A 23594-nucleotide genomic window follows, 5' to 3' on the forward strand; every position below is an offset into this window, starting at 1 on the left:
GAGGCGTCGCCCGCATGCCCCAGTGGATCAAAGCGGATAGCGATAAGCTCCGCTCACCACGCCGGTACGCCGGACGCGCCGGATCACATCGGCCAGATGCTTGCGATTCTTCACCTCGATGGTGAACAGCAGCGTGGCGGCCGCCATGTCACGTTCGACGTATTCCACGTTTTCGATATTGGAATCGGCGGCAGCGATGGCGGCGGCCACGGTGGCGAGCACGCCAGGGCGGTTGATGACTTCGATGCGCAATTCAGCGCGGTAATCGCCCTGCACATCGTGCCCCCATTCGATCGCCACGCACCGTTCCGGCGACTTGCGCAACTCGACGACGTTCGGGCACTCCACACGGTGCACCACGATGCCCTTGCCCGGCGAAAGGTAGCCGATGATTTCGTCGCCAGGCAGCGGATGGCAGCAGTTGGCGAAGCTGAGTACGCCCCGCTCGGCACCGGTGATCCGGATGTTTTCCGCCACGTGTGCGATCGGCGCGCCGCGCGCCGCGGTGCCACGCGAGGACACCAATTGACTGGCAACCTGATCGGGCATGCGATTGCCCAGGGCAATATCCGAGAGCAGCTCCTCCAGACGCTTGAACTTGGATTTGTGCAGGAATTTTTCCAGCACGGCCGGCTGGATGGCATCCAGGTTGGTACCCAGCGCGTCCAGCGCGCGATCGAGCATGCGATGGCCGAAGTCCACCGCGTCTTCATGTTGCAAGTGCTTCAGGTATTGGCGGATCGCCGTGCGTGCCTTGCCGGTTACCACGAATTCCAGCCATGCCGGATTGGGCACGGCGGAGGGCGCCGTAATGATCTCGACCAACTGTCCGGATTCCAGCCGGGTACGCAAGGGCAGCAGTTTTTTATCGACGCGGGCGGCCACCGCATGATCGCCCACATCCGTATGTACAGCATAGGCAAAATCCAGCGCCGTCGCGCTGCGCGGTAGCGAGAGGATGTCGCCGCGCGGCGTAAACAGATAGGTTTCATCCGGGAACAGGTCGATCTTGACGTTCTCGATGAATTCCGCCGCCTCCGGCGTGTTGGCCTGGCTGTCGGCCAGCGCCGAAAGCCATTCGCGCGCACGCGCTTGCGCACTGTTGGCCGGACCGCTGTCGGTCTTGTAGGCCCAATGCGCAGCCACACCGCGCTCGGCTACCGAATCCATTTCCTCGGTGCGGATCTGGACCTCGATCGGCGCACCGAAGGGCCCAAGCAATACGGTGTGCAACGACTGATAGCCGTTTGCCTTGGGAATGGCGATGAAATCCTTGAAACGCCGATCGACCGGCTTATACAGGGCGTGCGCTACGCCCAGTGCCATGTAGCAGCTCATGGCGCTGTCAGTGACCACGCGAAAACCGTATACATCCATCAACTGCGCAAAGCTCTTGTGCTCGCTGCGCATTTTCGAATAGATGCTCCACGGCGACTTGATGCGTCCGACGACGCGCACCGGAATACGCTCCTCGATCAACCGCGTGGACAGCGCACCTTCGATGCGTCCCATGGCCTCGCGACGATTACCCAGCGCGGCGCGGATGCGCTCGCTGATCACGCGATAACGATCCGGGTAAAGCGCACGGAAGCCCAGATCCTGCAGCTCCGCCTTGAACTTGTTCATGCCCAGGCGCTGCGCGATGGGCGCGTAGATTTCCAGCGTCTCGCGGGCGATGCGGCGGCGCGAATCGGATTCCTTGGCGCCAAGCGTGCGCATATTGTGCAGGCGGTCGGCCAACTTGATCAGGATCACCCGCAGGTCGCGTGCCATCGCCAGCAGCATCTTGCGGAAACTTTCGGCATCCGCCTCCTGCCGGCTGCTGAAGCGCATCTTGTCCAGCTTGGTAACACCGTCGACCAGCTCGGCCACGGGTTCGCCGAATTCGCCCGATAGCTCGGCACGGCTCAGCGCAGTGTCCTCCAGCGTGTCATGGAGAATCGCCGCGATGATGGTTTCCGCATCCATGCCGAATTCGGCCAGGATGCCAGCCACGGCAATCGGATGGGTGATATACGGCTCGCCGCTCTTGCGCGTCTGCCCTTCGTGCGCCGCCGCGCCTACCTGGAAGGCCCGCAGCACGCGCTGGATATGTTGCTCGGGAAGGTAGGCAATGCGCTCTTTCAGCGCCAGCACATAAGGCGGCAGCGCAGACGTATCCGTGGGCGCGGGATGCGTGGCCGCCGACATGGTGTCAGGACCCCCGTTGAGGCGAACGCCTCGCTACGAGGCCGGAGGCGTGGAGACTGACAGGAACAACACTGGCGAATGCGCACACCGGCATGCCCGGCGTGGCCGGGCGACGGCTGCGCGATCGACAGCCACCGCCATCCATCAGTCGTCTCCACCCTTGGAAAGATCGTCGTCCACTTCCTGTGCGGCCCATTCCAGTGCCTCGCGTTCGGCACGCTCGCGCTCGGCGCGGTCGATCTCGTCGATGGTGGCCTGGTCGATACGACGGTCGGCGATTTCACGCAAGGCCAACACGGTCGGCTTGTCGTTGTCGGGGTTGACCGCCGGCTCGGCGCCATTGGCGAGCTGGCGGGCGCGCTTGGTCGCCATCAGCACCAGTTCGAAACGGTTGTCGACTACCTCTAGGCAGTCTTCCACGGTAATGCGGGCCATGAGAAATCCTCAAACAATAAAAGACTTATGCGGTCGTACAGTCTATCGGGCAGCCACTTGGCTGGCAACGCGATTGACTCTTATCATGTCCGATTGCCATGCGCCAGCCGCGAAAGCGTCGCGCAAGCCGTGGACAATATAAAACCAACAAGTACAATTATACGCCCTTCCCCCTTTCCTCTGCAGCGGATTCCCCTTTGATGCCTTCCCTGCCTCGTTTTGCCACGCTGCGCCGCGCTCTTCCCGTGGCGGCCATGATGACGTTGCTGGTCGGTTGCGCCATCGCTCCGCCCCGTACCGACGATCCACTGGAGAAATTCAACCGCAAGAGCTACGCCTTCAACATGGCGCTGGATACGCACGTGCTGCGGCCGGTCGCGGTGGGCTACAGCAAGGTCACCCCCAAGCCGGTGCAGACGTCGGTGAGCAATTTCTTCACCACTATCCGCCTGCCGATCAGCATCGCCAACAATATGCTGCAGGCCCGCCCGAGCGATGCCATCACGGATACCGGCCGCTTCCTGATCAACATGACGGTAGGCGTGGCCGGCTTCTTCGATCCGGCGACGAAAATGCAGATTCCGCTGAAGGAAACCGATTTCGGCATTACGCTCGCACGCTGGGGCGTTCCGGAAGGCGATTTCCTGATGCTGCCGCTGCTCGGCCCATCCACTATGCGCGATGTCTGGCAGTTTCCGGTCGACGGCTACCTGTTCGATCCACTCAGCTATTTCGAGCGCAACCACGGTTTTCATGACGGCGTGTACTACGTGCCCGAGGTGGTCTACTTCATCCAGATGCGTGCGCAGTTGCTGGATGCCGACAGCTTCCTGAAAACGGCCTATGACCCCTACGCCTTTGTGCGCGACGCCTGGCGCCAGACCCGGCTCAACAAGTTGTATGACGGCAATCCGCCGGCGGATGTAATGTTGAAGCTGCAGCAGGGTTCGAACGGCAAGGACAACAATTTCGATCCCGCCGAACTGCTGAAAGAGCAGCAGCAATGGGAACAGAAGCAGCACGACGGCGCGCCTTCCGGCAATCAGTAATACCGTCGATCACACATAAAAAAACGGGGCAGCGGCCCCGTTTTTTTTATGTTTGCAACATGGCTTTTAGAGCGCGGCTTTCAATGCAGCATTGTTTCCACGCCGCAAACCTTCGCCAATGCCTGCATTCCTTCGGGAGCATGGCGTGCAACGACGTGGTTTCCGCCCTGGTCGGCCTCCGAAAGTGCCGCCAGCACGCAGGCCAGGCCCGCGCTATCACAGCTGGTGACCGCCGATAGATCCAGCGTATGGCGATCGCCCCGCCCGAATGCGCTGCGCAAGGCCGCCAGCGCATTCGCCGCCGTCACGAAATTGAGCTCGCCGGATATGGACACCGTATCCGGCGCATCGGCGGCGACGCGGCACTCGCCCTTGGCGGTTCTATTTGGCGCCATGGCCCTTGTCTTCCTGTTCCATCTGCTTCAACGCCTGGTCGCCCTGCGTTTCCAACTGCTGGATCAGCTTGTCCAGGCCTTCCTTCTTGATCTGGGCATCGACCTGGTTGCGGTAGTTGGTGATGTAGGAAATGCCTTCGATGATGACGTCATAGGCTTTCCACTGCCCATCGGCGGCCTTGTGGAACACGTAGTTCACCGAAATGTTCTTGCTGTCGCTGGTGGATACCTGCGTGCGCACTACGGTGTACTTGTCGTTGAGTTCGCCACTGAACGGCAACACCTTCACCGTGCCCTTGGTGTAGCTCAGCAGGCCTTCGGCGTAACGGTTGGTCAACGAGGTGTAGAACGCCTTGGCAAAGCGCGCGCGCTGCTCGGGCGTGGCTTCGCGCGCATGCATGCCCAGCACCAGGATCGATGCCCAATCCGTGTCGAAGTGCGGCAGGAAGATCTGGTTGATCAATGTCACCAGCTTGGGCTTGTTGTTCTGCAGCTCGGCCTTGTGGTCGGCGATCTGGGTGTCGAGGTCGTGCGTGATGCCCTGCACGACCTGCTCCGGCGTCGCCGCGCTGGACGGCTGGGCGCTCGATGCATTCTGCGCGAAGGCCGGCGCGGCGATGACGACGCTGCCGAGGGCGATAGCGGTGGCGATAGCCAAGTGACGCAACATGGATGACTCCTGTTTAGGCCGGATCAATGCTTGCCGGCAGGGGTATTGGACGAACCGTTGCCATCGGCATTGTTGCCACCGCTGGACGAGCCATTGACCAGGAACTTGCCGATCAGATCTTCCAGCTGCATCGCCGACTGCGTCAGGACGAGCTGGTCGCCATCCTTGAGCGAATTCGGCGAGCCACCGGGCTGGATCGCAACATACTGGCTGCCGATCAAACCACTGGTGAATATCGCGGCGGCCGAATCATCCGGAATCTGGTTGTACTTTTTGTCGATGGCCAGCATGACGGTGGCATCCAGCTTGACCGGATCGGCCTTCACGGCCGCCACACTGCCGATCGCCACGCCAGCCATCTTCACTGGCGCGCCTACCGCCAGGGCACCTACGTTGGTGAAGTTCGCCTTCACCGTATACGTGCCGCCGATGGCATCCGCCGCGCCGCCGGCGCCGAGGAATTTGCCGAGCATCTCCTCCAGCGGCTGCGTCGACTTGGTCAGGCCGATATGGCCGCCGTCCGCGATATAGGTTTTGGCACCGCCGAATTGCAGGCCCACGTATTGATCGCCCAGCAGACCGCTGGTGTAGATCGTCGCCACCGAATCGGCCGGGATCTGGCTGTATTTCCGGTCGATCGACAGCGTGACGTCAGCCACGTCCTTGCCGGGTTCCAGCGCGATGGACTGCACCTGGCCCACGCGCACGCCCGCCACCTTGACCGGAGCGCGCTCTTTCAGCTGGCCGATGTTGGCGAATTGCGCATCGACGGTGTAGCTCGAGCCCTGATGGCTATTGGCAACCGAGGTGGTCTGAGTGGCCAGATAAGCCAGCGCGGCGAAACCGAGCACAATGAACAGGCCGGTGCCGACGGCATAGGATTTTCTCTGGCTCACGGCGAAGTCCTCAGAAAGAAGCAGTTAGTCATGACGATCACATCAATCCATTCACATCAGGAACGCGGTGAGTACGAAATCCAGCGCGAGAATCGCGATCGACGAGGCGACCACGGTGCGGGTCGTGGCGTAGGCCACGCCTTCGCTGGTCGGCGGCGTGGTGTAGCCCTGGAACACGGCAATCAGCGAGACCACGCCGCCGAACACCACGCTCTTCCAGATCACGCCGTTGACCACGTCCTGCCACAAGTCCACGGTGGAGGTCATGTTCGACCAGAAGGTGCCGTTGTCCACGCCCAGCCAGCTGACGCCTACCAAGTGTCCGCCGAAGACACCCATGGCGCAGAACACGCAGCAAAGCAGCGGCATGGCGATCAGGCCGGCCAGGAAGCGCGGCGCGACGACATAGGCGATCGGATCCACCGCCATCATTTCCATCGCGGCAATTTGGTCGGTGGCGCGCATCAGGCCGATTTCCGCCGTCACCGAGGTGCCGGCGCGGCCGGCGAAAAGCAGTGCGGTCACCACCGGCCCGAGTTCGCGATAGATCGCCAGCGCCACCACCGAACCACTGGCGGACGTGCCGCCAAAGATGGCCAGCACATGGTAAAGCTGCAAGGCCAGCACCATGCCTACGAACAAGCCGCAGGTCATGATGATGGTCAAGCTCATCGCGCCGACGAACCATAGCTGCCGAACCGTCTCGCGCACGTGCCGCAGACTCAGCGGAATAGCCGCCAGGATCCGCAGCAAGAACAGGCCGCAATAACCGATCTGTCCCAGCGATTGCATCACGATGTTGCCTCGTTCCATCCGCGCGCTCATGCGGCACCTTGCTTGAAGCCGAGCGCCTGGGCGTAATCGTCGGCGGGATATTGGAATGGCACCGGCCCATCCGCCTCGCCGCCGAAAAACTGGCGGGTCCATGGCGAGCCATCGTTGGCAATGGTCATGGGATCGCCGCGCGCCACCACTTTGCCGTTGGCCACCAGGTAGATGCAGTCGGCCACCTGCTTGATGACTTCCAGCTCGTGCGCAACCAGCACGCTGGTGATGCCGAGCGTTTCATTGAGCGTGCGGATCAATCTCAGCACCTGGTTGAGTGCGATCGGATCCAGGCCGACGAACGGCTCGTCGTAAAGAATCAGCATCGGATCGAACACGATCGCTCGCGCCAGCGCCACGCGGCGCGCCATGCCGCCGGACAGCTCGCTGGGCATCAGCGAGGCCGCGCCGCGCAAACCCACGGCCTGCAATTTCGTCAGCACGATGTTGCGGATCAGCACTTCGGGCAATTTCGTGTGCTGCCGCAGCGGAAAAGCCACGTTCTCGAACACGTCGAAATCGGTCAGCAAGGCTGAGTTCTGGAAGAGGTAGCCGATGCGCTCGCGCAGGTCGAACAGTTTCTCGCGCGACAGTTCCGACACGTTCAAGCCATCCACCCACACCTCGCCCCGGCTGCCGCGCATCTGCCCGGTGATGTGCTTGAGCAGGGTGGTCTTGCCGGTACCGCTGGGACCCATGATGGCAGTGACCTTGCCGCGCGGGATATCCATATCCAGTCTGTCGAACACGGTTTTGCCGTTGAGCACCGTGGTCAGGCCACGAATGCGCACGAGGGCGCTCTCGTCGGGCTTGGCGGGGACGGTATCGGTCATGAGCGGCAGGGGTCGGGGAAAGTGTTCACGTTAATGGAAGTAGGCATCTAATGCTATACGGCCCAGTGCAGTAATCGTATAAACTCACGCATCGGCGAGCAGTTCCCTGATCAGCGCCTCATGCCGCCGGCATTGCAGGCCGCTGCGTTGGCGCACGGCCCGGACGATGGCCTGCAGCCCGTCGAGGGCGTCCTCGAAGCGGTCATTGACGATGATGTAGTCGAACTCGTGGGCGTGGGCGATCTCGCCGCGCGAATTGCGCAGGCGTCGCTCGATCACCTCCGCGCTATCGGAACCGCGGCCACGCAACCGGCGCTCCAGTTCCATTCGCGAGGGCGGCAAAATGAACACGCTGACACAGTCCGGCTTTGCCTTGCGGATCTGCGCGGCGCCTTGCCAGTCGATTTCAAGCAGGACGTCACGTCCGCGCTGGAGAAGATCCTGCACCGTCCTGCGTGAGGTACCGTAGAAATTCCCGTGCACTTCGGCATGCTCCAGGAACACGTCCTCGGCGACCTCGCGCTCGAACTCGCCGCGTTCGACGAAATAATAATGCCTGCCATATTCCTCGCCCGGACGCGGCGGCCGCGTCGTATGCGATATGGACAGTGAAATATCCGGTTCGCGCGCGAGCAGCGCGTTCACCAGCGTCGATTTGCCGGCGCCGGAAGGCGCGGCGACGATAAAGAGCGTGCCGACCATATCAGCCATGACACGGCGCTTTGCTGTACCGCTCCCCGATCGGGGAAAAGGCCGCGACCGGCGGCTGCACCCGACGCAAGCCTGCTTTCGTGCGCATGCTCGCCTTCATTCGATGTTCTGCACCTGTTCGCGCATCTGCTCGATCAACACTTTCAATTCCACCGCCGCGTTCGTGCTGCGTGCGTCGACCGACTTGGAGCCCAGCGTATTGGCTTCGCGATTGAATTCCTGCATCAGGAAATCCAGGCGGCGGCCCACCGGCTCCTTCAGGCCCAGCACGCGGCGCGTTTCGGCGATGTGCGTGCTGAGGCGATCCAGTTCTTCATCCACATCGGAGCGTGTGACTTGCAGCAGCAGTTCCTGCTCCAGCCGGCCCGGTTCGACGGGCTGCTTGAGGTCGGCCAGCCGCGACTCCAGCCGCGCACGCAAGGCCACGCGGATGTCCGGCATCCAGCCGCGCACCTCGGCCACGATGCGTTCGATGCCGTCCAGGCGTTCGCGCAAGCTTTCGCCCAATTTGGCGCCTTCGCGTTCCCGGGTGGCCGTCAGCGCATCCAGTGCGCAATCGAGCACTCCAAGCAAGGCGGCCTGCTGTGCCTCCTGGTCCACCTGCGCATGTTGCAGCACGCCGGGAAAACGCAACAATTCGGTGAATTCGATGCGCAGGCGCGGAAAGCGGGCCTCCATGGCCAGCGCCAGTTCGGATAACCGGCCCACCATCGCATCATCGATTTGCAGCGATGCGCCATGCGACTCGCCGCGACGCACGATCACATCCACTTTGCCGCGCGAAAGCCGGGTCGCGATGCGTTCGCGCAGCGCCGGTTCGGCATTGCGCAGCTCCTCCGGCAAGCGCGGACTGAGCTCCAGGTAGCGATGGTTGACCGTGCGCAGCTCGCAGGTCAGCGTCCCGGCTGGCGTAGTCGCTTCGGCAGAGGCGTAGGCAGTCATGCTGCGGATCATGGAAGCCGGTCCTGGCGTTGGTGAAAGGGGGCAATGGTAAACTGTCCCGCCCTCTCTTGCCCAACCGAACCTTATGACAGTGTCCCGCCCAAGCGGCCGCGCCAGCGATCAGTTGCGCAACATCACGATCGAGCGCCGCTATACCCGCCACGCCGAAGGTTCGGTGCTGATCGCCTTCGGCGACACCCGCGTGCTTTGCACCGCCAGCATCGAAGACCGTTTGCCGCCCTGGCTGCGCGGCAAGGGCGAAGGCTGGGTCACCGCCGAATACGGCATGCTGCCGCGTGCCACGTCCAGCCGCACCCAGCGCGAAGCCGCCCGCGGCAGCCAGAGCGGGCGCACCATGGAAATACAGCGCCTGATCGGCCGCAGCCTGCGTGCCTGCGTGGACCGCCAGGCGCTAGGGGAACGGGTCATCACCCTCGACTGCGATGTGTTGCAAGCCGACGGCGGCACCCGCACCGCCGCGATCACCGGCGCCTACGTCGCCCTGGTCGATGCCGTGAGTGTACTGATGAAACGCGAAAACCTGCGCCGCAATCCGGTCATCGGCGCGGTGGCCGCCATATCGGTCGGCGTCTACCGCGGCATGCCCGTGCTCGACCTCGACTATGCCGAAGACGCCAACTGCGATACCGATATGAATGTGGTGATGAACGACGGCGGCGGCTTTATCGAGGTGCAAGGCACCGCCGAAGGCCATGCTTTCCGCCGCGACGAAATGGACGCCATGCTCGGCCTGGCCGAAAAGGGCATCGCCGAATTGATCGGATTGCAACGCGCCGCGCTGGATTTAGGCTGAGCGCTTCGCTGGCCGGCCGCACCCTGACGCATGCAAACCTCATCCGTAACCCGCCATTCGATCCCATGCAGCGCATCGTTCTAGCCAGCAGCAACCAAGGCAAGCTCGCCGAGTTCAACGCACTGCTCGCCGACAGCCATGTCGAAGTGCTGCCGCAAGCCGAACTCGGCGTTGAAGACGCCGAGGAAACCGGGCTCACCTTCGTTGAAAATGCGCTGCTTAAGGCCCGCCACGCCGCGCGTGCAACCGGTTTACCTGCATTGGCCGATGATTCGGGTCTGTGCGTGGCGTATCTGCGTGGCGCACCGGGCCTGTATTCCGCGCGCTACAGCGGCACCCACGGCGACACCGCCGCGCACCACGCACGCCTGCTGCGCGAACTCGATGGCGTGCCGCCCGAGCAGCGTGGCGCCTTCTTCATCAGTGTGCTGGCCCTGCTGCGACACGCCGACGATCCGGCGCCGTTGATCACCGAAGGGCGCTGGCACGGCCGTATTCTGGAAGCGCCGCGCGGCACGCACGGCTTCGGCTACGACCCTTTGTTCCTCCCGCATGGACAATTACTGAGCTCGGCGGAACTGGAGCCGGCCCTGAAAAACCGTCTAAGCCATCGCGCCCAGGCCATGACGCAATTGCATGCACGCATCGCCGAATGGCGCGTGTGACCCGCTGATGCCATGGCTCGCTCCACCGCTGGCGCTGTATGTCCACATGCCGTGGTGCGTAAAAAAATGCCCCTACTGCGATTTCAATTCGCACGGCCTACGCGGCGAACCGCCTTACGCTGCCTATGTGGACGCACTGCTGGCAGATCTCGAGGCCGATCTGGCCGACTTCGGCAGCGCCATCGCGGGAAGGCCGATCACCAGCGTGTTCTTCGGCGGCGGCACGCCCAGCCTGTTTTCGCCCGACCTGATTGCCCGCTTCCTGGACGGCGCGCGCGCGCGCCTGCCTTTTGCCGAACACTGCGAAACCACCTTGGAAACCAATCCGGGCACGGTCGAGCATGGGCGTTTCGACGGCTATCTGGCCGCGGGCGTCAACCGCATCTCTTTCGGCATCCAGAGTTTCGATGACGACAAGCTGCGCCGCCTGGGTCGCATCCACTCGGCGGCGGAAGCGGAAGCCGCGGTAAAAACGGCCCAGGATGCGGGCGTGGCGAACATCAATCTCGACTTGATGTACGCGCTGCCTGAGCAATCTATCGCTGGCGCCCTGGCCGATGTGGAGCGCGCGCTGGCGCTGCAGCCGACGCATATTTCGCACTATCAGCTCACGCTGGAGCCAAACACCGCATTCGCCGCCCATCCGCCGCCGCTCCCGGACGACGATGCGGCGTGGAGCATGCAGGAAGCCTGCGAAGCGAGGTTAGCCGAGGCAGGTTATGCGCAATACGAAATCTCCGCCTACGCCAGGCCCGACCGACGCTGCGAGCACAACCTCAATTACTGGCGCTTCGGCGATTACCTCGGCATCGGCGCCGGCGCGCACGGCAAAATCACCGACGCGGCGGCCGGCAAGCTATGGCGGCGCTGGAAAACCCGGCATCCCAACACCTATCTGCAAGCCGTAAGCCAGGCGGACCGGATTGGCGGCCATGCCGCCGTGGCCGAGGGCGAACGGCCTTTCGAGTTCATGCTCAATGCCTTGCGCCTGATCGATGGGGTCCCTGCCGGCTATTTCAGCGAGCGCACCGGCCTGCCCCAGGCGCAAATCGCCGACCGGCTCGCCGCGGCGCGGCGCCAGGGCTGGCTGGAAAGCGATCCCGCCCGGCTGGCGACAACCGCCCTGGGCCAGCGTTTCCTCAATGACGTGATCGCCAGCTTCCTCGACTGACTGGCTGCCATTTAAGGCACGCATGACGCCAACCCGGAACCGGCATACACTTTCTGCCGGAGAAATACTGAGAACCGGGTCATGGAAGTCGAACCGAAGCGCTACCAGTCTTCCGCCATCCGCGCCGGCCGTGATCGCCCCGACGACGGCCGCATGCCGCCGCGTGCGCGCCGGCTGATCGATGCCGTCTGCACGCTATGCGATCACTGGATCGAACCGACCCTGCGCCTGTGCCTGGACCGTTTCGACAAGCGTCTCTACGAACAGGCCGAACAGTCGCGCAACCATCTCGAACAACAGCGTTGTTTCGACAGCCGCGGCCTGGTGCAGCAAGCACGTGCCGGATTCATCCAGTCGTTCGCCGCCCATTTGCGCGACAGTTTCGCGCAGATGGGCCGGCCTGATGACGAGGACAGTCCCCGCTCTTCAGGCACGCTATCGCTGACGTTGCTCGATCGCACCGAGCACGAACTGACCGCCGCGCTGGACAAGCTGGCGGCGCGCAGCGAGGCGCATAACGGATCCATGCTGTCCGAACTTTCCTATCGGCTGGCGGCGCTGGCCGGTTCGCCACCGCTGGAAGGCGCCGACCTGCCGCCGGGACCGCAAAACATGGCGCGTATCCTGCGTGCGGCCAGCGAACCGTTGCACCTGCCGATCGAGCACCGCCTCATGCTGTTGCAGGTGTTCGAAAGCAGCGTCAACGGCGCCCTCGTCACGCTGTACGAAGCCATCAATGCCAAGCTGCTGGCCGACGGAATCCTGCCGCAGTTGCGCGCATTCCCGACCGCACGTCCGCTTCACGGACCGGCGCAGCATGCGGCGTCGTCCGCCGCTGCCATGCCGGCCACGGCAACACCACCGAGCACGCCGGAGCGCAGCGAATCGATCGCCGTGCTGGAAACCCTGCGCGACCTGCTCACCCGGCAGCGCCCCGCAGCCGGGCCCGCGTCCGCCGCCAGCGGACGCACGGCGACCTCGGACGAATTGCAGACCGCCTTGTCGGCGCTGCAACAGCACATGATCCAGGTGACCGACCAGACCAGCCGCGAATTGCGCAGCGCCCAGCGCCTGCATGAAGAACTGCTGCTGCAGCTCAACCTGGGCCTGCCACCCGGTGCGGCACGCACGCAGCTCACCGCCGAGCAGGGCGATACGGTGGAACTGGTCGCGATGTTGTTCGAGCAATTGGCCCAGCAACTGCATCATGGCCCGGACGCACGCGCCCTGCTGGGCAACCTGCAACTGCCACTGCTGCGGCTGGCAGTCAGCGACCGCGACTTCTTCAACCAGCACGAGCATCCCGCACGCCAGATGCTCGGCAAGCTCGCCGAAACGATCGACAGCTGGCTCGATGGACCGGACGGCGGGATCGATCAGCCGTTGCTCGCCAAACTCGGCCAACTGGTCGAACGCGCACAACATGAGCCGCCCACCGCCGGGCTTTACACCAGCCTGCTGGCGGACATCGAGCACCACTTGTCGCAGTTGGCGCGCAAGGCGCAGGCTACCGAGCGCCGCCATGTCGAAGCGATGCAAGGACGCGAACGGCTGGAACAGGCTCGCCAGCGTGCCGACGCATTGATGGCCGAACGCTTTGCGCTCGCCTCGCCACGCGGCTTGCTGCGCACCTTGCTCGAACGCGCCTGGATCGACGTGCTGGCGTTGAACCTGCTGCGCCATGGCGAGCATAGCGATGCGTTCCGCCAACAGTTGCACGTGACCGATCAACTGCTCGGGCAACTTCCGGTTACCGATCCGTTGCTATTGCGGCACGAAGTGGAAACCGGCCTGCAACAGATCGGCATGAACGTCGAGGAAGCCGAACAGGTGGCGCAGCGCCTGATCGGCACGGAAGCCTCGCCGCCGATGGCACCCGTGCTACCGATGCCCGGCCCGATGGCCGACGCCGCCCCGCTCCCGGCAATGACGACGACGCCGATCCAGACGGCGCCGCCCAAGCCATCGGTTCCCCCACGTACCGCCGATGCGCCCAGCGCAACCGACCTGGCGATACGCCTGAAACAGCGCCAGCGCCTGGGCGAACAGCGCGGCCAGGACCCACCGCCGACCAACGCGGCCGTGGTCCCGCCGCTAGGCCTGCGCGAAGCGCGCATCTACAACCGCTTGCGCCAACTGCCCTTCGGCAGCTGGTTCGAATTCACCGATCCGGCGACCGGCCAATCCACCCAGCGCAAACTGGCCTGGTTCTCGCCGCTGTCGGGCAACAGCCTGTTCGTCAATCGTCGCGGGCAACGTGGCGACGTGATGAACCTGCAGGAACTGGCGCGCGCCATCGCCAATGGCCGCGTGCGCGAATTGCCGCCACAGGATGACAACCTGCTCGATCGCGCGTGGCGTGCCTTGACCACCAGTTTGCTGCGGCCTGCCTTGTCCGCGCAGGAGGCCCGCCCATGAACGCACCCGAGCAACGTCGCGCTCCGCGCAAGCGTCCTGAGTACAGCGTCACGGTGACGGATACGATTACCGGCCGGCCGCTCGGGCACCTGGGCAATCTGTCCAGCAACGGCATGCTGCTGATTGGCCAGCACGCTCCGCGCAGCGAAGCGGTATACCAGATCAGCCTGCCACTGCCGCGCCACGATGGCACCGCGCCATCGATCGAGATCGGCGTGCAGGAGCAATGGCACGAACCGGCCGCCACGCCCGGACAGACCTGGGCCGGCTATCGCATCATCGCGATCGGCCAGGGCGATGCGGCGCATTTGGAGCAATGGTTGCAGCAAGCCTGATCGACAGGAATCGCGGATAGGAAAGCAGGCAAGTCGCCCGGCTTTGCGCGATCGCCATGACCTTTCCATATCCACAGCCCACGCCGGGCTTGTCCGCGCTATTCGCGTGGCCCGCGCCGAGAGCTGTTTACCCGCCAGACAAGGAAACGCGAGCGCGTGGACGTGCGTACACGACCAAGTGATGACGCGGTCCGGCGAGTACACGGACCCGGCCCTTTGGGTCAGCGAGCTACGCCAATAGTGCGAACAGGCCCTAGACTGGCACGCTCAAGCCACCACCGGACCGTCGTCGCATGAGCCAGGACCTCGCCCCTTTGTATGCCCAGCATGTCGCCAGCTTGCGCGAGCGCGCCGATAAGGCGCTGTCCCTGGGCGGCTTCGATCATCTGCTGGTGGCCGCCGGCACGCCCCTGCGCAAATTCCTCGACGACCAGGATTATCCCTTCGTCGCCAATCCGCATTTCCTGCACTGGCTGCCATTGACCGACGCGCCGGGCAGCTGGGTGATCCACACGCCCGGCCGCAAGCCGCAACTCATCTTCGTGCAGCCGCGCGATTACTGGCATGTGGTGCCGGCCGCGCCGAACGGCGCCTGGGTCGACCAGTTCGAGATCACCATTGTGCGCACGTTCGCGGAAGCGGTCGCGGCCTTGCCAAAAGGCCGCTGTGCGGTGATCGCGCCGACCTGTCCATCCATCGAAGGCGTGCAAGCAAACAACCCACAGGCGGTCATGGATTACCTCCATTGGCACCGCAGCTACAAGACTCCTTACGAGTTGGCGCGCATGCGCGAAGCCAGTCGCACCGGTGCGCGTGCGCATCGCGCCGCGGAGCAAGCGTTCCGCGCTGGCGAGAGCGAATTCGGCATCCACATGGCCTATCTTGCCGCGGCCCGGCAGATCGATGCCGAGCTGCCGTATGCCAGCATCGTGGGGCTCAACGAACACGGCGCGGTGCTGCACTACGCCCACTTTGATCGCACGCCGCCCAGGCAGAGCCGCTCCTTCCTGATCGATGCCGGCGCCAGCGCGTGCGGCTATGCCAGCGACATTACACGTACTTATGCGGCAGACGGCCACGAGGCATTTCAGGCGCTGGTCGACAGCGTCGACACTGCGCAGCAGGGCTTCGCCGCCATGGTGAAGGCCGGACAGAGCTATCCGGCGTTGCACATCCACGCGCACCATGTTCTGGCCGATGTACTGCGCGAGCACGGCGTCATCCGCTGTAGCGCGGAAAGCGCGGTCCGATCGGGCATTACATCCGCTTTTTTCCCGCATGGCCTCGGCCACCCGATCGGCCTGCAGGTGCATGACGTGGCCGGTTTCCAGGCCAGCGCCAGCGGCGGCAGCCTGCCGCGTCCAGACGGCCATCCTTATTTGCGCATGACGCGCGTGCTGGAACCGGGCATGGTGGTAACCATCGAGCCGGGCTTGTATTTCATCGATATGCTGCTGGATGAACTGCGCGCCAAGCCCGCCGCCGGCGATATCGACTGGAGCAAAGTGGAAGCATTCCGTCCCTATGGCGGCATCCGCATCGAAGACGATGTGGTCTGCACCGATAACCTGCCGGAAAATCTCACGCGCGACGCCTTCGCGCACGCAAGCTGACGGCCATCGCGCCGGCCGGGGCAGTCGCACCGGCTGCCCGGCTTTGGCGCATGCCGATAACGCCGTTGCATTAACATTTTTTTCCGTGCGGCATCGCGCCGCGCGGCGGCACGGCGTGCGCCGCGCGGCCGCGAATGGGGCTATGCTGCCAGCCAATGTCATAGGTAGTAGGAAGGCTGCACTATGCACATGCTGCCCAGCGGGTCGAACCGCCTATCCTCGCCGCGTCGTCCACTGCGCCGGCTGAGTGCGGAACTGATCGCCATCGTGCTGGCCAAAGTCGCTTTCTTCGCGTTGCTCGGTTGGTACCTGACCGCGCATTACCCGCGCCCGGATACGCATCCGGCCGCCATCGAACACCTGCTCGCCCCCTCTGCGTCCATCACGCCGGAAACCAAGCCATGATGATCGATAGCGATGTCGTCACCCTGTCGCGCCTGCAGTTCGCGCTGACCGCGCTCTACCACTTCCTGTTCGTGCCGCTCACGCTGGGGCTGGTGTGGATCCTGGCGATCATGGAGAGCGTCTATGTGATGACCGGGCGCGAGGTATGGAAACGCATGGTGCAGTTCTGGAGCGTGCTGTTCGGCATCAACTTCGCCATGGGCGTCGCCACTGGCGTCACCATGGAATTCCAGTTCGGCATGAACTGGGCGTATTACTCGCATTACGTCGGCGATGTATTCGGCACGCCGCTGGCCATCGAAGGATTGATGGCGTTCTTCCTGGAAGGCACGCTGGTCGGACTGTTCTTCATGGGCTGGACGCGCCTGTCGCGCGTAAGCCATCTGCTGGTGACGTGGTTCCTCGCGCTCGGCACCAATCTCTCGGCGCTGTGGATTCTGGTTGCCAATGCATGGATGCAGAATCCGGTAGGCGCCAAGTTCAATCCGCAGACCATGCGCATGGAGGTGACTTCATTCTCCGAGGTGTTGTTCAATCCGGTCGCGCAGGCCAAGTTCGTGCATACGGTGAGCGCGGGTTATGTAGTGGGTTCGATGTTCGTGCTGTCGATCAGCGCCTGGTACCTGCTGCGCGGGCGCAATGTCGATTTCGCACGCCGCTCGATGACAGTGGCGGCAAGTTTCGGGCTGGCCGCGGCCTTGTCCGTGGTCGTGCTGGGCGATGAGTCCGGCTATACCATCTCGGAAAACCAGAAAATGAAAATGGCTGCGATCGAGGCGATGTGGGATACGGAACCGGCGCCCGCGTCGTTTTCGCTGTTCGGCATTCCCGATGTGCAGAACCGCACGACGCACTATGCAGTGCGCATTCCATGGGTGATGGGGCTGATCGGCACGCGCTCGCTCGATACGCCGATTCCCGGCATCAACAACCTGGTCCGCGACACCAAAGGCAAGATCAGCGACGGCCTCCTGGCCTATGACGCCATGCTGGCGCTGCGCAAGGATCCAAACGATAAGCATGCCACCTCCACCCTGGCGCGCTATGACGAAGACATGGGCTACGCCTTGCTGCTCAAGCGCTACGTCGCCGACCCGCGGCAAGCGACGCCGGCGGATATCGACAAGGCTGCCGACGCCACCATTCCGAACGTGCCGGTGCTGTTCTGGTCGTTCCGCATCATGGTTGCCTGCGGCTTCTATTTCATCGCGCTGTTCGCCTATTCGTTCTGGCTGGCCAGCAAGCGGCAACTCGAACGCAGGCGCTGGTACCTGAAGCTGGCGTTGTGGAGCTTGCCGCTGCCATGGCTCGCTGCCGAACTGGGCTGGATCGTGGCCGAATATGGACGGCAACCTTGGGCGATCGAAGGCATCCTGCCGACCGCACTGGGCGTCTCCTCGCTGACGTCCGGGCAAGTGTGGACCTCGCTGGGCGGCTTCGTGCTGTTCTACACCTTGCTGGCGGTGATCGACGCCAGCCTGATGACCAGGTACGCACGCCAGGGACCGGACCAATTGGGGATCTGGCCGCCAGGCAACCCGCACCTGCCGGCGGAAGGGGGCACGCCCGCGGTAGACGATACGCACGTCGCGCGAGCGCATCCATGAAGCCCGGTCCCATCGCCCCAGCCGCATCCCGTTGCATCGCATTGAGGAGCACGCCATGTTCGACATCACATCGTTGCGAGTGATCTGGTGGGCCTTGCTCGGCATCCTGTTGATCGCATTCGCGATCATGGACGGCTTCGATTTCGGCATCGCGGCGCTGCTGCGCGTGCTCGGTCGCGACGAGCACGAACGCCATGTATTGCTCCAAACCATCGAGCCGACCTGGGAGGGCAACCAGGTATGGTTCATCCTTGGCGGTGGCGCGATCTTCGCCGCCTGGCCCATCCTCTACGCAACGGCATTTTCCGGCTTGTACTTCGCCCTCGCACTGGTGCTGCTCGCCTTCATCCTGCGGCCGGTGGGCTTCAACTTCCGCGGCAAGATGCATCATCCGCGCTGGCGCAACATATGGGATGGCGCGCTGATCTTCTCCGCTTTCGTGGTGATGCTGGTCAGTGGCGTCGCGTTCGGCAACTTGTTCCTGGGCCTGCCGTTTCGCTTTGACGATGATCTGTACATGACCTGGCAGGGCGGCTTTTTCGACCTGCTGCGTCCCTACCCGCTCCTCGCCGGCCTGGTGAGCATCGCCATGCTGCTTACGCATGGCGCCTGCTGGGCGGCCTACCGCGCCGATCATGTGATTGCGTCACGTGCTGCGCGCATGGCGCGATGGATGGCGCTGACCTACGCACTCGCGTTCGTCGGCGCGGGCATCTGGCTGGGCTATGGCATCCCCGGTTTTGCCATCGTCGGACCGGCGGTCACCGACGGCGTTGCCAATCCCTTGTTCAAGCAGGTAGCGGTAGGCGGCAGCTGGTTTGCCAGCTACATGCTTCATCCATGGTTCTGGGCAGCGCCGATACTGGGACTGCTGGGAGCGGTCGGCGTGCAGTGGACCGTGAGCAAGTTGAATCTGCTGGGATTTCTATGCAGCAGCCTCATGCTGGCCGGGACGATCCTCGCGGCCGGCTTCGCCTTGTTCCCGTTCCTGTTGCCGTCAAGCCTCGACCCACGCTCCAGCCTCACGGTGTGGGACGCCTCGTCCAGCCACGGCACGCTGCTGCTGATGCTCGGCGCGGTGGTGGTGTTCCTGCCCATCATCATGGTCTACACGAGCTGGGTGTATCGCGTGATGCGTGGGCGCGTCATGCTCAAAGACACGCAGCACTCGCCCAACGGTTACTGAGGAGCACGAAGCCATGTGGTATTTCAGTTGGATGCTTGGGCTTGGCCTGGCCTGCGCTTTCGCCGTGCTCAACGCGATGTGGTACGAAGTGCACGCCGACGATGAAGCGCATCAACGCAAGGAACCCAGGCCGCCGCAGGCATAAGCGGCGAGCCATTGCATCCTTGGTGCGCGCGATATCAGCATCGGCGAGCTGCGCATCAAGTCATGTTTACGATGCATGGGCGACCGCCGGTTTTCACCGTCTGTCCGCCCGTAGCGGGGCAGTTCGCCGCTCGGCATTCGTGGATGCGGCTTGCAGCAAAGTGCTCACCCCAGCTTGAGATTGCGCCAGCGCGGGTCGGCGATCGCCGGATCGGTGACGCTGGGCGCTCCGGTTTCCACATGTCCGGCCAGGCGTCGCAGGAATCCTGGTTCGGCGTCAGCATGCACGACGAAGTCATACCAGCCGTAGCTGTCGTGCAACGGCCATGTTTTCTCGATCCGATCGCCGGGCGCCAGCACGTATGTCATGGAGGCGCCGTCGTAGATGTTTTCGATGGTAACCGAGCAGCGACTGTCGCCTTCGTTGGCAAGCGCCAGCGTCACGCTCAGGCTGCCGCGATCATCCCGGGCTGTTACCTGCAAATCCGTGCGGCGCGATGCCAGGCCACCTTTGAAGCACCGCAGGAAACCGTTCGGGCCGTATACGCTCAGATCGTAAGCAGCTTGTATCGGCCAGCTGGCGGTTAGCGTCTTGCCTGCCTCCACGGTGTAGAACCAGGGGCCACTCGAAGCACCCGCCGAGCGCACGTGGAAGCACGCGCCGGCGCGTCCGATGTTCTGGAAGTCGATGCGGAACGCGCTATCGCCGTCGGCGCGTCCAATCGCCTGCAACGCATAAGGCAGCGCACGCGCCGGCTTGCTGCCCGGCTCCTGCTCCGGCAGCGCCTGGACGGCGGGAGGCAGCGGTGAATAGTCGGCGTGCCGCAGCTCGTCCGGCGGCGTATAAGCGTGAGTGTCAGGCAAAGGCAGTTGCGTGCCATCCGGCTTCGAAAAATCGAAGGCTGAAGTGAGATCGCCGCACACCGCACGGCGCCATGCCGTGACGTTCGGTGCCTGCACGCCGTAGCGTTGTTCGATGAAGCGGATGATCGAGGTGTGGTCGAACACTTCCGAGCACACCCAGCCGCCTTTGCTCCAGGGTGACACCACGATCATCGGTACGCGCGGTCCAAGGCCATAAGGCCCTCCCGGACAGGAAGCGTTGCCTGGAAAGATTTCATGCGCCGTCGAGACGGTCGACCGCCCTTGCGCATCGGAAGGTGGGGCACAAGGCGGCACCGCATGGTCGAAGAAACCATCGTTTTCATCGAAGACAATGAACAGCGCGGTCTTGCCGAAAACGTCCGGGTTGCCGGTCAGTGCGTCGAGCACTTGCGAGACGTACCAGGCACCGTAGTTCGCCGGCCAGTTCGGATGCTCCGAATAGGCCTCCGGCGCGACAATCCAGGACACTTGCGCAAGCGTGTTGCCGAGTACGTCGCTGCGCAGGCGGTCGAACAGCGTGCCGCCGGCCGCCACGTTGGTGCCGGTCCTGGCGCCTTCGTAGAGCGGACTGCCGGGCTGGGCATTGCGATACGACAGGAAATACAACAGCGCATTGTCGCCGTAGTTGCCGATGTAGGCGTCGTCGGTCCAGCCCCACGAACCGGCCGCATCCAGCCCGGTACCGGCATCCTGGTAAAGCTTCCACGATACCCCGGCCTTTTGCAGCAGTTCGGGATAGGTGGTCCAGGCATAACCGGCTTCCGCGTTGTCGATCACCGGTCCGCCGCCCTCGCCATCGTTGCCGACCCAACCGGTCCACATGTAGTAGCGATTGGGATCGGTGGGACCCATCACCGAGCAATGGTAGGCATCGCAAACGGTGAAGGCATCGGCCAGCGCATAGTGAAACGGAATATCCTGCCGGGTCAGGCAGGCCATGGTGGTGGTGCCTTTGTTCGGCACCCACCGGTCATAGTTGCCCGCGTTCCATGCCGCCTGCGTACTGGTCCAGTCGTGGGCGAGATCTTCGAGGAATTGCAGGCCAAGATCAGGCGCACCAGGATGGAACGGAAGCACGTAGCCCTCGCCATCGGGCTGGTGCCATACGCTGTTGCCGGACGGCAGGTTCACCGGGCGCGGATCGCCAAAGCCACGCACGCCTCGCAATGAACCGAAATAATGATCGAAGGAGCGGTTTTCCTGCATCAGGATGACGATGTGCTCCACGTCCTCGATCGAACCGGTGCGTGTGCTGGCCGGAATTTCCAGCGCGCGCGCGATGCTCGCGGGAAGCGTCGAGGCAAGCGCGGTACTGCCGAGAAGCTGCAAGAACCGGCGACGGCTCATCGAAGTCATGCTGCATCCTTTCTTCGTGGCGTGAATGCGTTGCGCGATAGTGGATCGCCAACCTTGCAATCATGCGACATCGGAGCATTCCTGTAACCGGCGCACTTGACTCCATTGCCGCGCGCGCCAGTCCTGCGACGATTCAACGTTGCGCGAGCAGGCTCTCCAGTATCTGTGGATCCTTGGGCACGCCAGCGGTGAGCACTTCGTTGCCGTCGCGCGTGACGGCAACGTCATCTTCGATACGGATGCCGATTCCGCGCCATGCTTCGGGCACCGACGTGTCGTCCGTTGCGATGTAGATGCCGGGCTCGACGGTGAGCACCATGCCGGGCTCGAGCATGCGCGGCTCGCCATCGACGCGATAATCGCCCACGTCGTGTACGTCCAGGCCCAGCCAGTGGCTGGTCTTGGCCGGGAAAAACCGCTTGTAAGCGCCTTGCGCCAGCACTTCCGCCGGCTCGCCCTTGAGCAGGCCAAGCGCGCACAGTCCCTCGGTAATCACGTGCACGGCCACGTCATGCGCTGCACTGTAGGAACGTCCAGGCTGCACCTCGTCGATCGCGGCCAATTGGGCGGTAAGTACCACCTCGTACAGCGCACGTTGTTCGCGACTGAAGCGACCGTTCACCGGAAAGCTGCGGCTGATGTCCGAGGCATAGCACTCCCATTCCGCACCGGCATCGATCAGTAGCAGGTCACCGCTTTTCAGCGGCGCGCGGTTGGCCTGGTAATGCATGGTGCAGGCATTGACGCCGCCGGCGACGATCGGCGGAAACGCGGCAACGGCGCCGCGGCTGCGCATGACGCGCAGCAGTTCGGCTTCCACTTCGTATTCAAGCCGGCCGGCGCGCGCCAGGCTCATCGCGGCCAGGTGCGCTTCCGCCGCGATCGCCGCCGACGAGCGCATCAGCTTGAGTTCCGCACGCGATTTGTACAGGCGCAGGTCGTGCAGCAGGTGGCCCAGCGCCACGAATTCCTTCGGCACCACGCCACCGCCGCGCAGTTGCCGCAGCCGGCGCATCCAGCCCAGCAATTGCGCATCGAATTGCGGTTCGCGGCCGAAATGGCAATACACGCGCCCCCTGCCCTCGATCATGCCGGGCAGGATGTCGTCGATGTCGTCGATGGGAAATGCGTCATCCATGCCGTGATCGGCCACGGCGCGTTCCGTGCCGATCGATTCGCCATGCCAGCGCTCGTGTTCCGGATCGCGCTCACGGCAAAACAGCACGGCCTCGCCATGCTGGCGCCCCGGCAACAGCGCCAGCATGGCTTCGGGCTCGGGAAAGCCGCTGAGGTAGTGGAAATCCGAGTCCTGCCGATACGGCCAGGCCGCATCGGCATTGCGCATGCGCTCGGGCGCCGCGGCGATCAGCACCACGGCATCCTGTCCCGCCATTTTCATCAACTGGCGGCGTCGGCGCGCGAATTCGTCTGGCGCGATCGTCAATGCAGGGTATCGCTGGAAGGCTGGCTGGGAAGATGACATTCGGTAAACACCAGCATGGCGCCCACGCGCACGAATTCATGCACTTCGATCAGGGCATCTTCGTCTTCGTCTTCGTCGCCAAAGTCGAACGAGGACGAAGCAATGGCGCCAAGGTCACGCAGCACTTCCTTGCCCTCGTCGGACAAGCGGTTATGCGCGTCAGGCCCGCCCAGGCCGAAGCCGCCGAGAAAGCCGCGGCACCAGTCCACCAAGGCGTCGGCGCGCTCGGGCAACGGACGGTCGTCCGCCGGCAGCAAGGGCTCGAAGCCGAGTTCAGGATCGGCCAGTTCGCTCTCGCTCTGGCGAACCAGCTGCGCCAGCACCGCCTGGTCCGCGGGAGCGACGGTGATGCCCCCCGCGTCCAGATGCAGCATCTCCAGCAACGGCCGCCTGCCCAGCCGGCCGCCGCCGGCCAGGAACCCGCACACAGAACCATGCAACTCGCTGGGACGGATGGCCAGGCGCAGGTGCGCCATCACCTCGTCCAGTTCATCGTGACCGATCGATTCGGGGGCGGTCATCGCGGCTCCTTTAACGGCCAAAGCACAAGTTTAATGCACATCGGT

23 protein-coding genes are annotated in these 23594 nt (G+C 63.7%); 11 read left to right on the plus strand and 12 right to left on the minus strand.

Annotated elements, in window-relative coordinates; genetic code table 11:
* Positions 1 to 27 precede the first annotated feature (27 nt).
* Positions 28 to 2190 (minus strand): RelA/SpoT family protein, encoded by a 2163-nt coding sequence (locus tag ISP15_RS14380; RefSeq protein ID WP_404548307.1) that lies wholly within the window; start codon positions 2188 to 2190, stop codon positions 28 to 30.
* A 144-nt stretch (positions 2191 to 2334) separates the two neighbouring features.
* The gene (rpoZ, locus tag ISP15_RS14385; RefSeq protein WP_126673373.1) at positions 2335 to 2625 is read right to left on the minus strand and encodes a DNA-directed RNA polymerase subunit omega; all 291 of its coding nucleotides are present in this window, start codon (positions 2623 to 2625) and stop codon (positions 2335 to 2337) included.
* Positions 2626 to 2825: 200 nt separating this feature from the next.
* Between rpoZ and ISP15_RS14390 the strand changes: the two genes are divergently transcribed.
* Positions 2826 to 3674: an MlaA family lipoprotein gene (locus ISP15_RS14390; protein ID WP_404548308.1), complete on the plus strand. Its 849-nt coding sequence runs from the start codon at positions 2826 to 2828 to the stop codon at positions 3672 to 3674.
* Between the two features lie 80 nt (positions 3675 to 3754).
* On the opposite strand, the gene ISP15_RS14395 is transcribed toward ISP15_RS14390, so the two are convergent.
* From ISP15_RS14395 to ISP15_RS14425, 7 genes are all read right to left on the minus strand, one after another.
* Positions 3755 to 4069 (minus strand): STAS domain-containing protein, encoded by a 315-nt coding sequence (locus ISP15_RS14395; RefSeq protein ID WP_404548309.1) that lies wholly within the window; start codon positions 4067 to 4069, stop codon positions 3755 to 3757.
* A complete protein-coding gene (locus ISP15_RS14400; RefSeq protein WP_404548310.1) occupies positions 4056 to 4739 on the minus strand; it encodes an MlaC/ttg2D family ABC transporter substrate-binding protein in 684 nt (227 codons plus the stop codon). Before ISP15_RS14400 ends, ISP15_RS14395 begins: the two co-directional genes overlap by 14 nt.
* 23 nt (positions 4740 to 4762) lie before the next feature.
* On the minus strand, positions 4763 to 5635 hold the full coding sequence (gene mlaD / locus ISP15_RS14405; protein WP_404548311.1) for an outer membrane lipid asymmetry maintenance protein MlaD: 873 nt from the start codon (positions 5633 to 5635) through the stop codon (positions 4763 to 4765).
* 51 nt (positions 5636 to 5686) lie between these two features.
* Complete coding sequence (gene mlaE / locus ISP15_RS14410) at positions 5687 to 6460, minus strand: lipid asymmetry maintenance ABC transporter permease subunit MlaE (RefSeq protein WP_404548312.1); 774 nt, start codon at positions 6458 to 6460, stop codon at positions 5687 to 5689.
* Positions 6457 to 7293, minus strand: coding sequence for an ABC transporter ATP-binding protein (locus ISP15_RS14415; protein ID WP_404548313.1), 837 nt, complete (start codon positions 7291 to 7293; stop codon positions 6457 to 6459). Before ISP15_RS14415 ends, mlaE begins: the two co-directional genes overlap by 4 nt.
* Before the next feature lie 84 nt (positions 7294 to 7377).
* On the minus strand, positions 7378 to 8004 hold the full coding sequence (gene gmk, locus ISP15_RS14420) for a guanylate kinase (RefSeq protein ID WP_404548315.1): 627 nt from the start codon (positions 8002 to 8004) through the stop codon (positions 7378 to 7380).
* Between the two features lie 96 nt (positions 8005 to 8100).
* A complete protein-coding gene (locus tag ISP15_RS14425) occupies positions 8101 to 8958 on the minus strand; it encodes a YicC/YloC family endoribonuclease (protein WP_404548316.1) in 858 nt (285 codons plus the stop codon).
* Positions 8959 to 9031: 73 nt separating this feature from the next.
* On the opposite strand from ISP15_RS14425, the gene rph reads away from it, so the two are divergent.
* From rph to cydX, 10 genes are all read left to right on the plus strand, one after another.
* The gene (gene rph, locus ISP15_RS14430) at positions 9032 to 9760 is read left to right on the plus strand and encodes a ribonuclease PH (protein WP_404548317.1); all 729 of its coding nucleotides are present in this window, start codon (positions 9032 to 9034) and stop codon (positions 9758 to 9760) included.
* Between the two features lie 65 nt (positions 9761 to 9825).
* Entirely contained in the window at positions 9826 to 10425 is a 600-nt protein-coding gene (gene rdgB, locus ISP15_RS14435) for an RdgB/HAM1 family non-canonical purine NTP pyrophosphatase (RefSeq protein ID WP_404548318.1), read from the plus strand.
* Between the two features lie 7 nt (positions 10426 to 10432).
* Positions 10433 to 11596 (plus strand): radical SAM family heme chaperone HemW, encoded by a 1164-nt coding sequence (gene hemW / locus ISP15_RS14440; protein WP_404548356.1) that lies wholly within the window; start codon positions 10433 to 10435, stop codon positions 11594 to 11596.
* An 81-nt stretch (positions 11597 to 11677) separates the two neighbouring features.
* Positions 11678 to 14014, plus strand: coding sequence for a DUF1631 family protein (locus tag ISP15_RS14445; RefSeq protein WP_404548319.1), 2337 nt, complete (start codon positions 11678 to 11680; stop codon positions 14012 to 14014).
* Positions 14011 to 14349 (plus strand): PilZ domain-containing protein, encoded by a 339-nt coding sequence (locus ISP15_RS14450; RefSeq protein ID WP_404548320.1) that lies wholly within the window; start codon positions 14011 to 14013, stop codon positions 14347 to 14349. The genes ISP15_RS14445 and ISP15_RS14450 overlap by 4 nt, the downstream gene beginning before the upstream one ends.
* Before the next feature lie 293 nt (positions 14350 to 14642).
* Entirely contained in the window at positions 14643 to 15962 is a 1320-nt protein-coding gene (gene pepQ / locus ISP15_RS14455) for a Xaa-Pro dipeptidase (protein ID WP_404548321.1), read from the plus strand.
* Positions 15963 to 16145: 183 nt separating this feature from the next.
* Positions 16146 to 16367: a hypothetical protein gene (locus tag ISP15_RS14460; protein ID WP_404548322.1), complete on the plus strand. Its 222-nt coding sequence runs from the start codon at positions 16146 to 16148 to the stop codon at positions 16365 to 16367.
* Positions 16367 to 17974 (plus strand): cytochrome ubiquinol oxidase subunit I, encoded by a 1608-nt coding sequence (locus ISP15_RS14465; protein ID WP_404548357.1) that lies wholly within the window; start codon positions 16367 to 16369, stop codon positions 17972 to 17974. The genes ISP15_RS14460 and ISP15_RS14465 overlap by 1 nt, the downstream gene beginning before the upstream one ends.
* 55 nt (positions 17975 to 18029) lie before the next feature.
* Positions 18030 to 19160: a cytochrome d ubiquinol oxidase subunit II gene (gene cydB, locus ISP15_RS14470; protein WP_404548324.1), complete on the plus strand. Its 1131-nt coding sequence runs from the start codon at positions 18030 to 18032 to the stop codon at positions 19158 to 19160.
* Between the two features lie 13 nt (positions 19161 to 19173).
* Positions 19174 to 19305: a cytochrome bd-I oxidase subunit CydX gene (cydX, locus tag ISP15_RS14475; protein WP_404548325.1), complete on the plus strand. Its 132-nt coding sequence runs from the start codon at positions 19174 to 19176 to the stop codon at positions 19303 to 19305.
* Positions 19306 to 19469: 164 nt separating this feature from the next.
* Here the strand turns inward: cydX and ISP15_RS14480 are convergent, their stop codons facing one another.
* The 3 genes from ISP15_RS14480 to ISP15_RS14490 all read right to left on the minus strand — a co-directional run bounded on the left by ISP15_RS14480 (position 19470) and on the right by ISP15_RS14490 (position 23549).
* On the minus strand, positions 19470 to 21545 hold the full coding sequence (locus tag ISP15_RS14480; protein ID WP_404548326.1) for a phosphocholine-specific phospholipase C: 2076 nt from the start codon (positions 21543 to 21545) through the stop codon (positions 19470 to 19472).
* Positions 21546 to 21678: 133 nt separating this feature from the next.
* Positions 21679 to 23028, minus strand: coding sequence for an aminopeptidase P N-terminal domain-containing protein (locus ISP15_RS14485; RefSeq protein ID WP_404548327.1), 1350 nt, complete (start codon positions 23026 to 23028; stop codon positions 21679 to 21681).
* Complete coding sequence (locus tag ISP15_RS14490) at positions 22986 to 23549, minus strand: UPF0149 family protein (protein WP_404548328.1); 564 nt, start codon at positions 23547 to 23549, stop codon at positions 22986 to 22988. The genes ISP15_RS14485 and ISP15_RS14490 overlap by 43 nt, the downstream gene beginning before the upstream one ends.
* Positions 23550 to 23594: the final 45 nt, after the last annotated feature.

This window comes from Dyella jejuensis (assembly GCF_044904675.1).
In the GTDB taxonomy this organism is placed as follows: Bacteria; Pseudomonadota; Gammaproteobacteria; order Xanthomonadales; family Rhodanobacteraceae; genus Dyella_B; species Dyella_B jejuensis.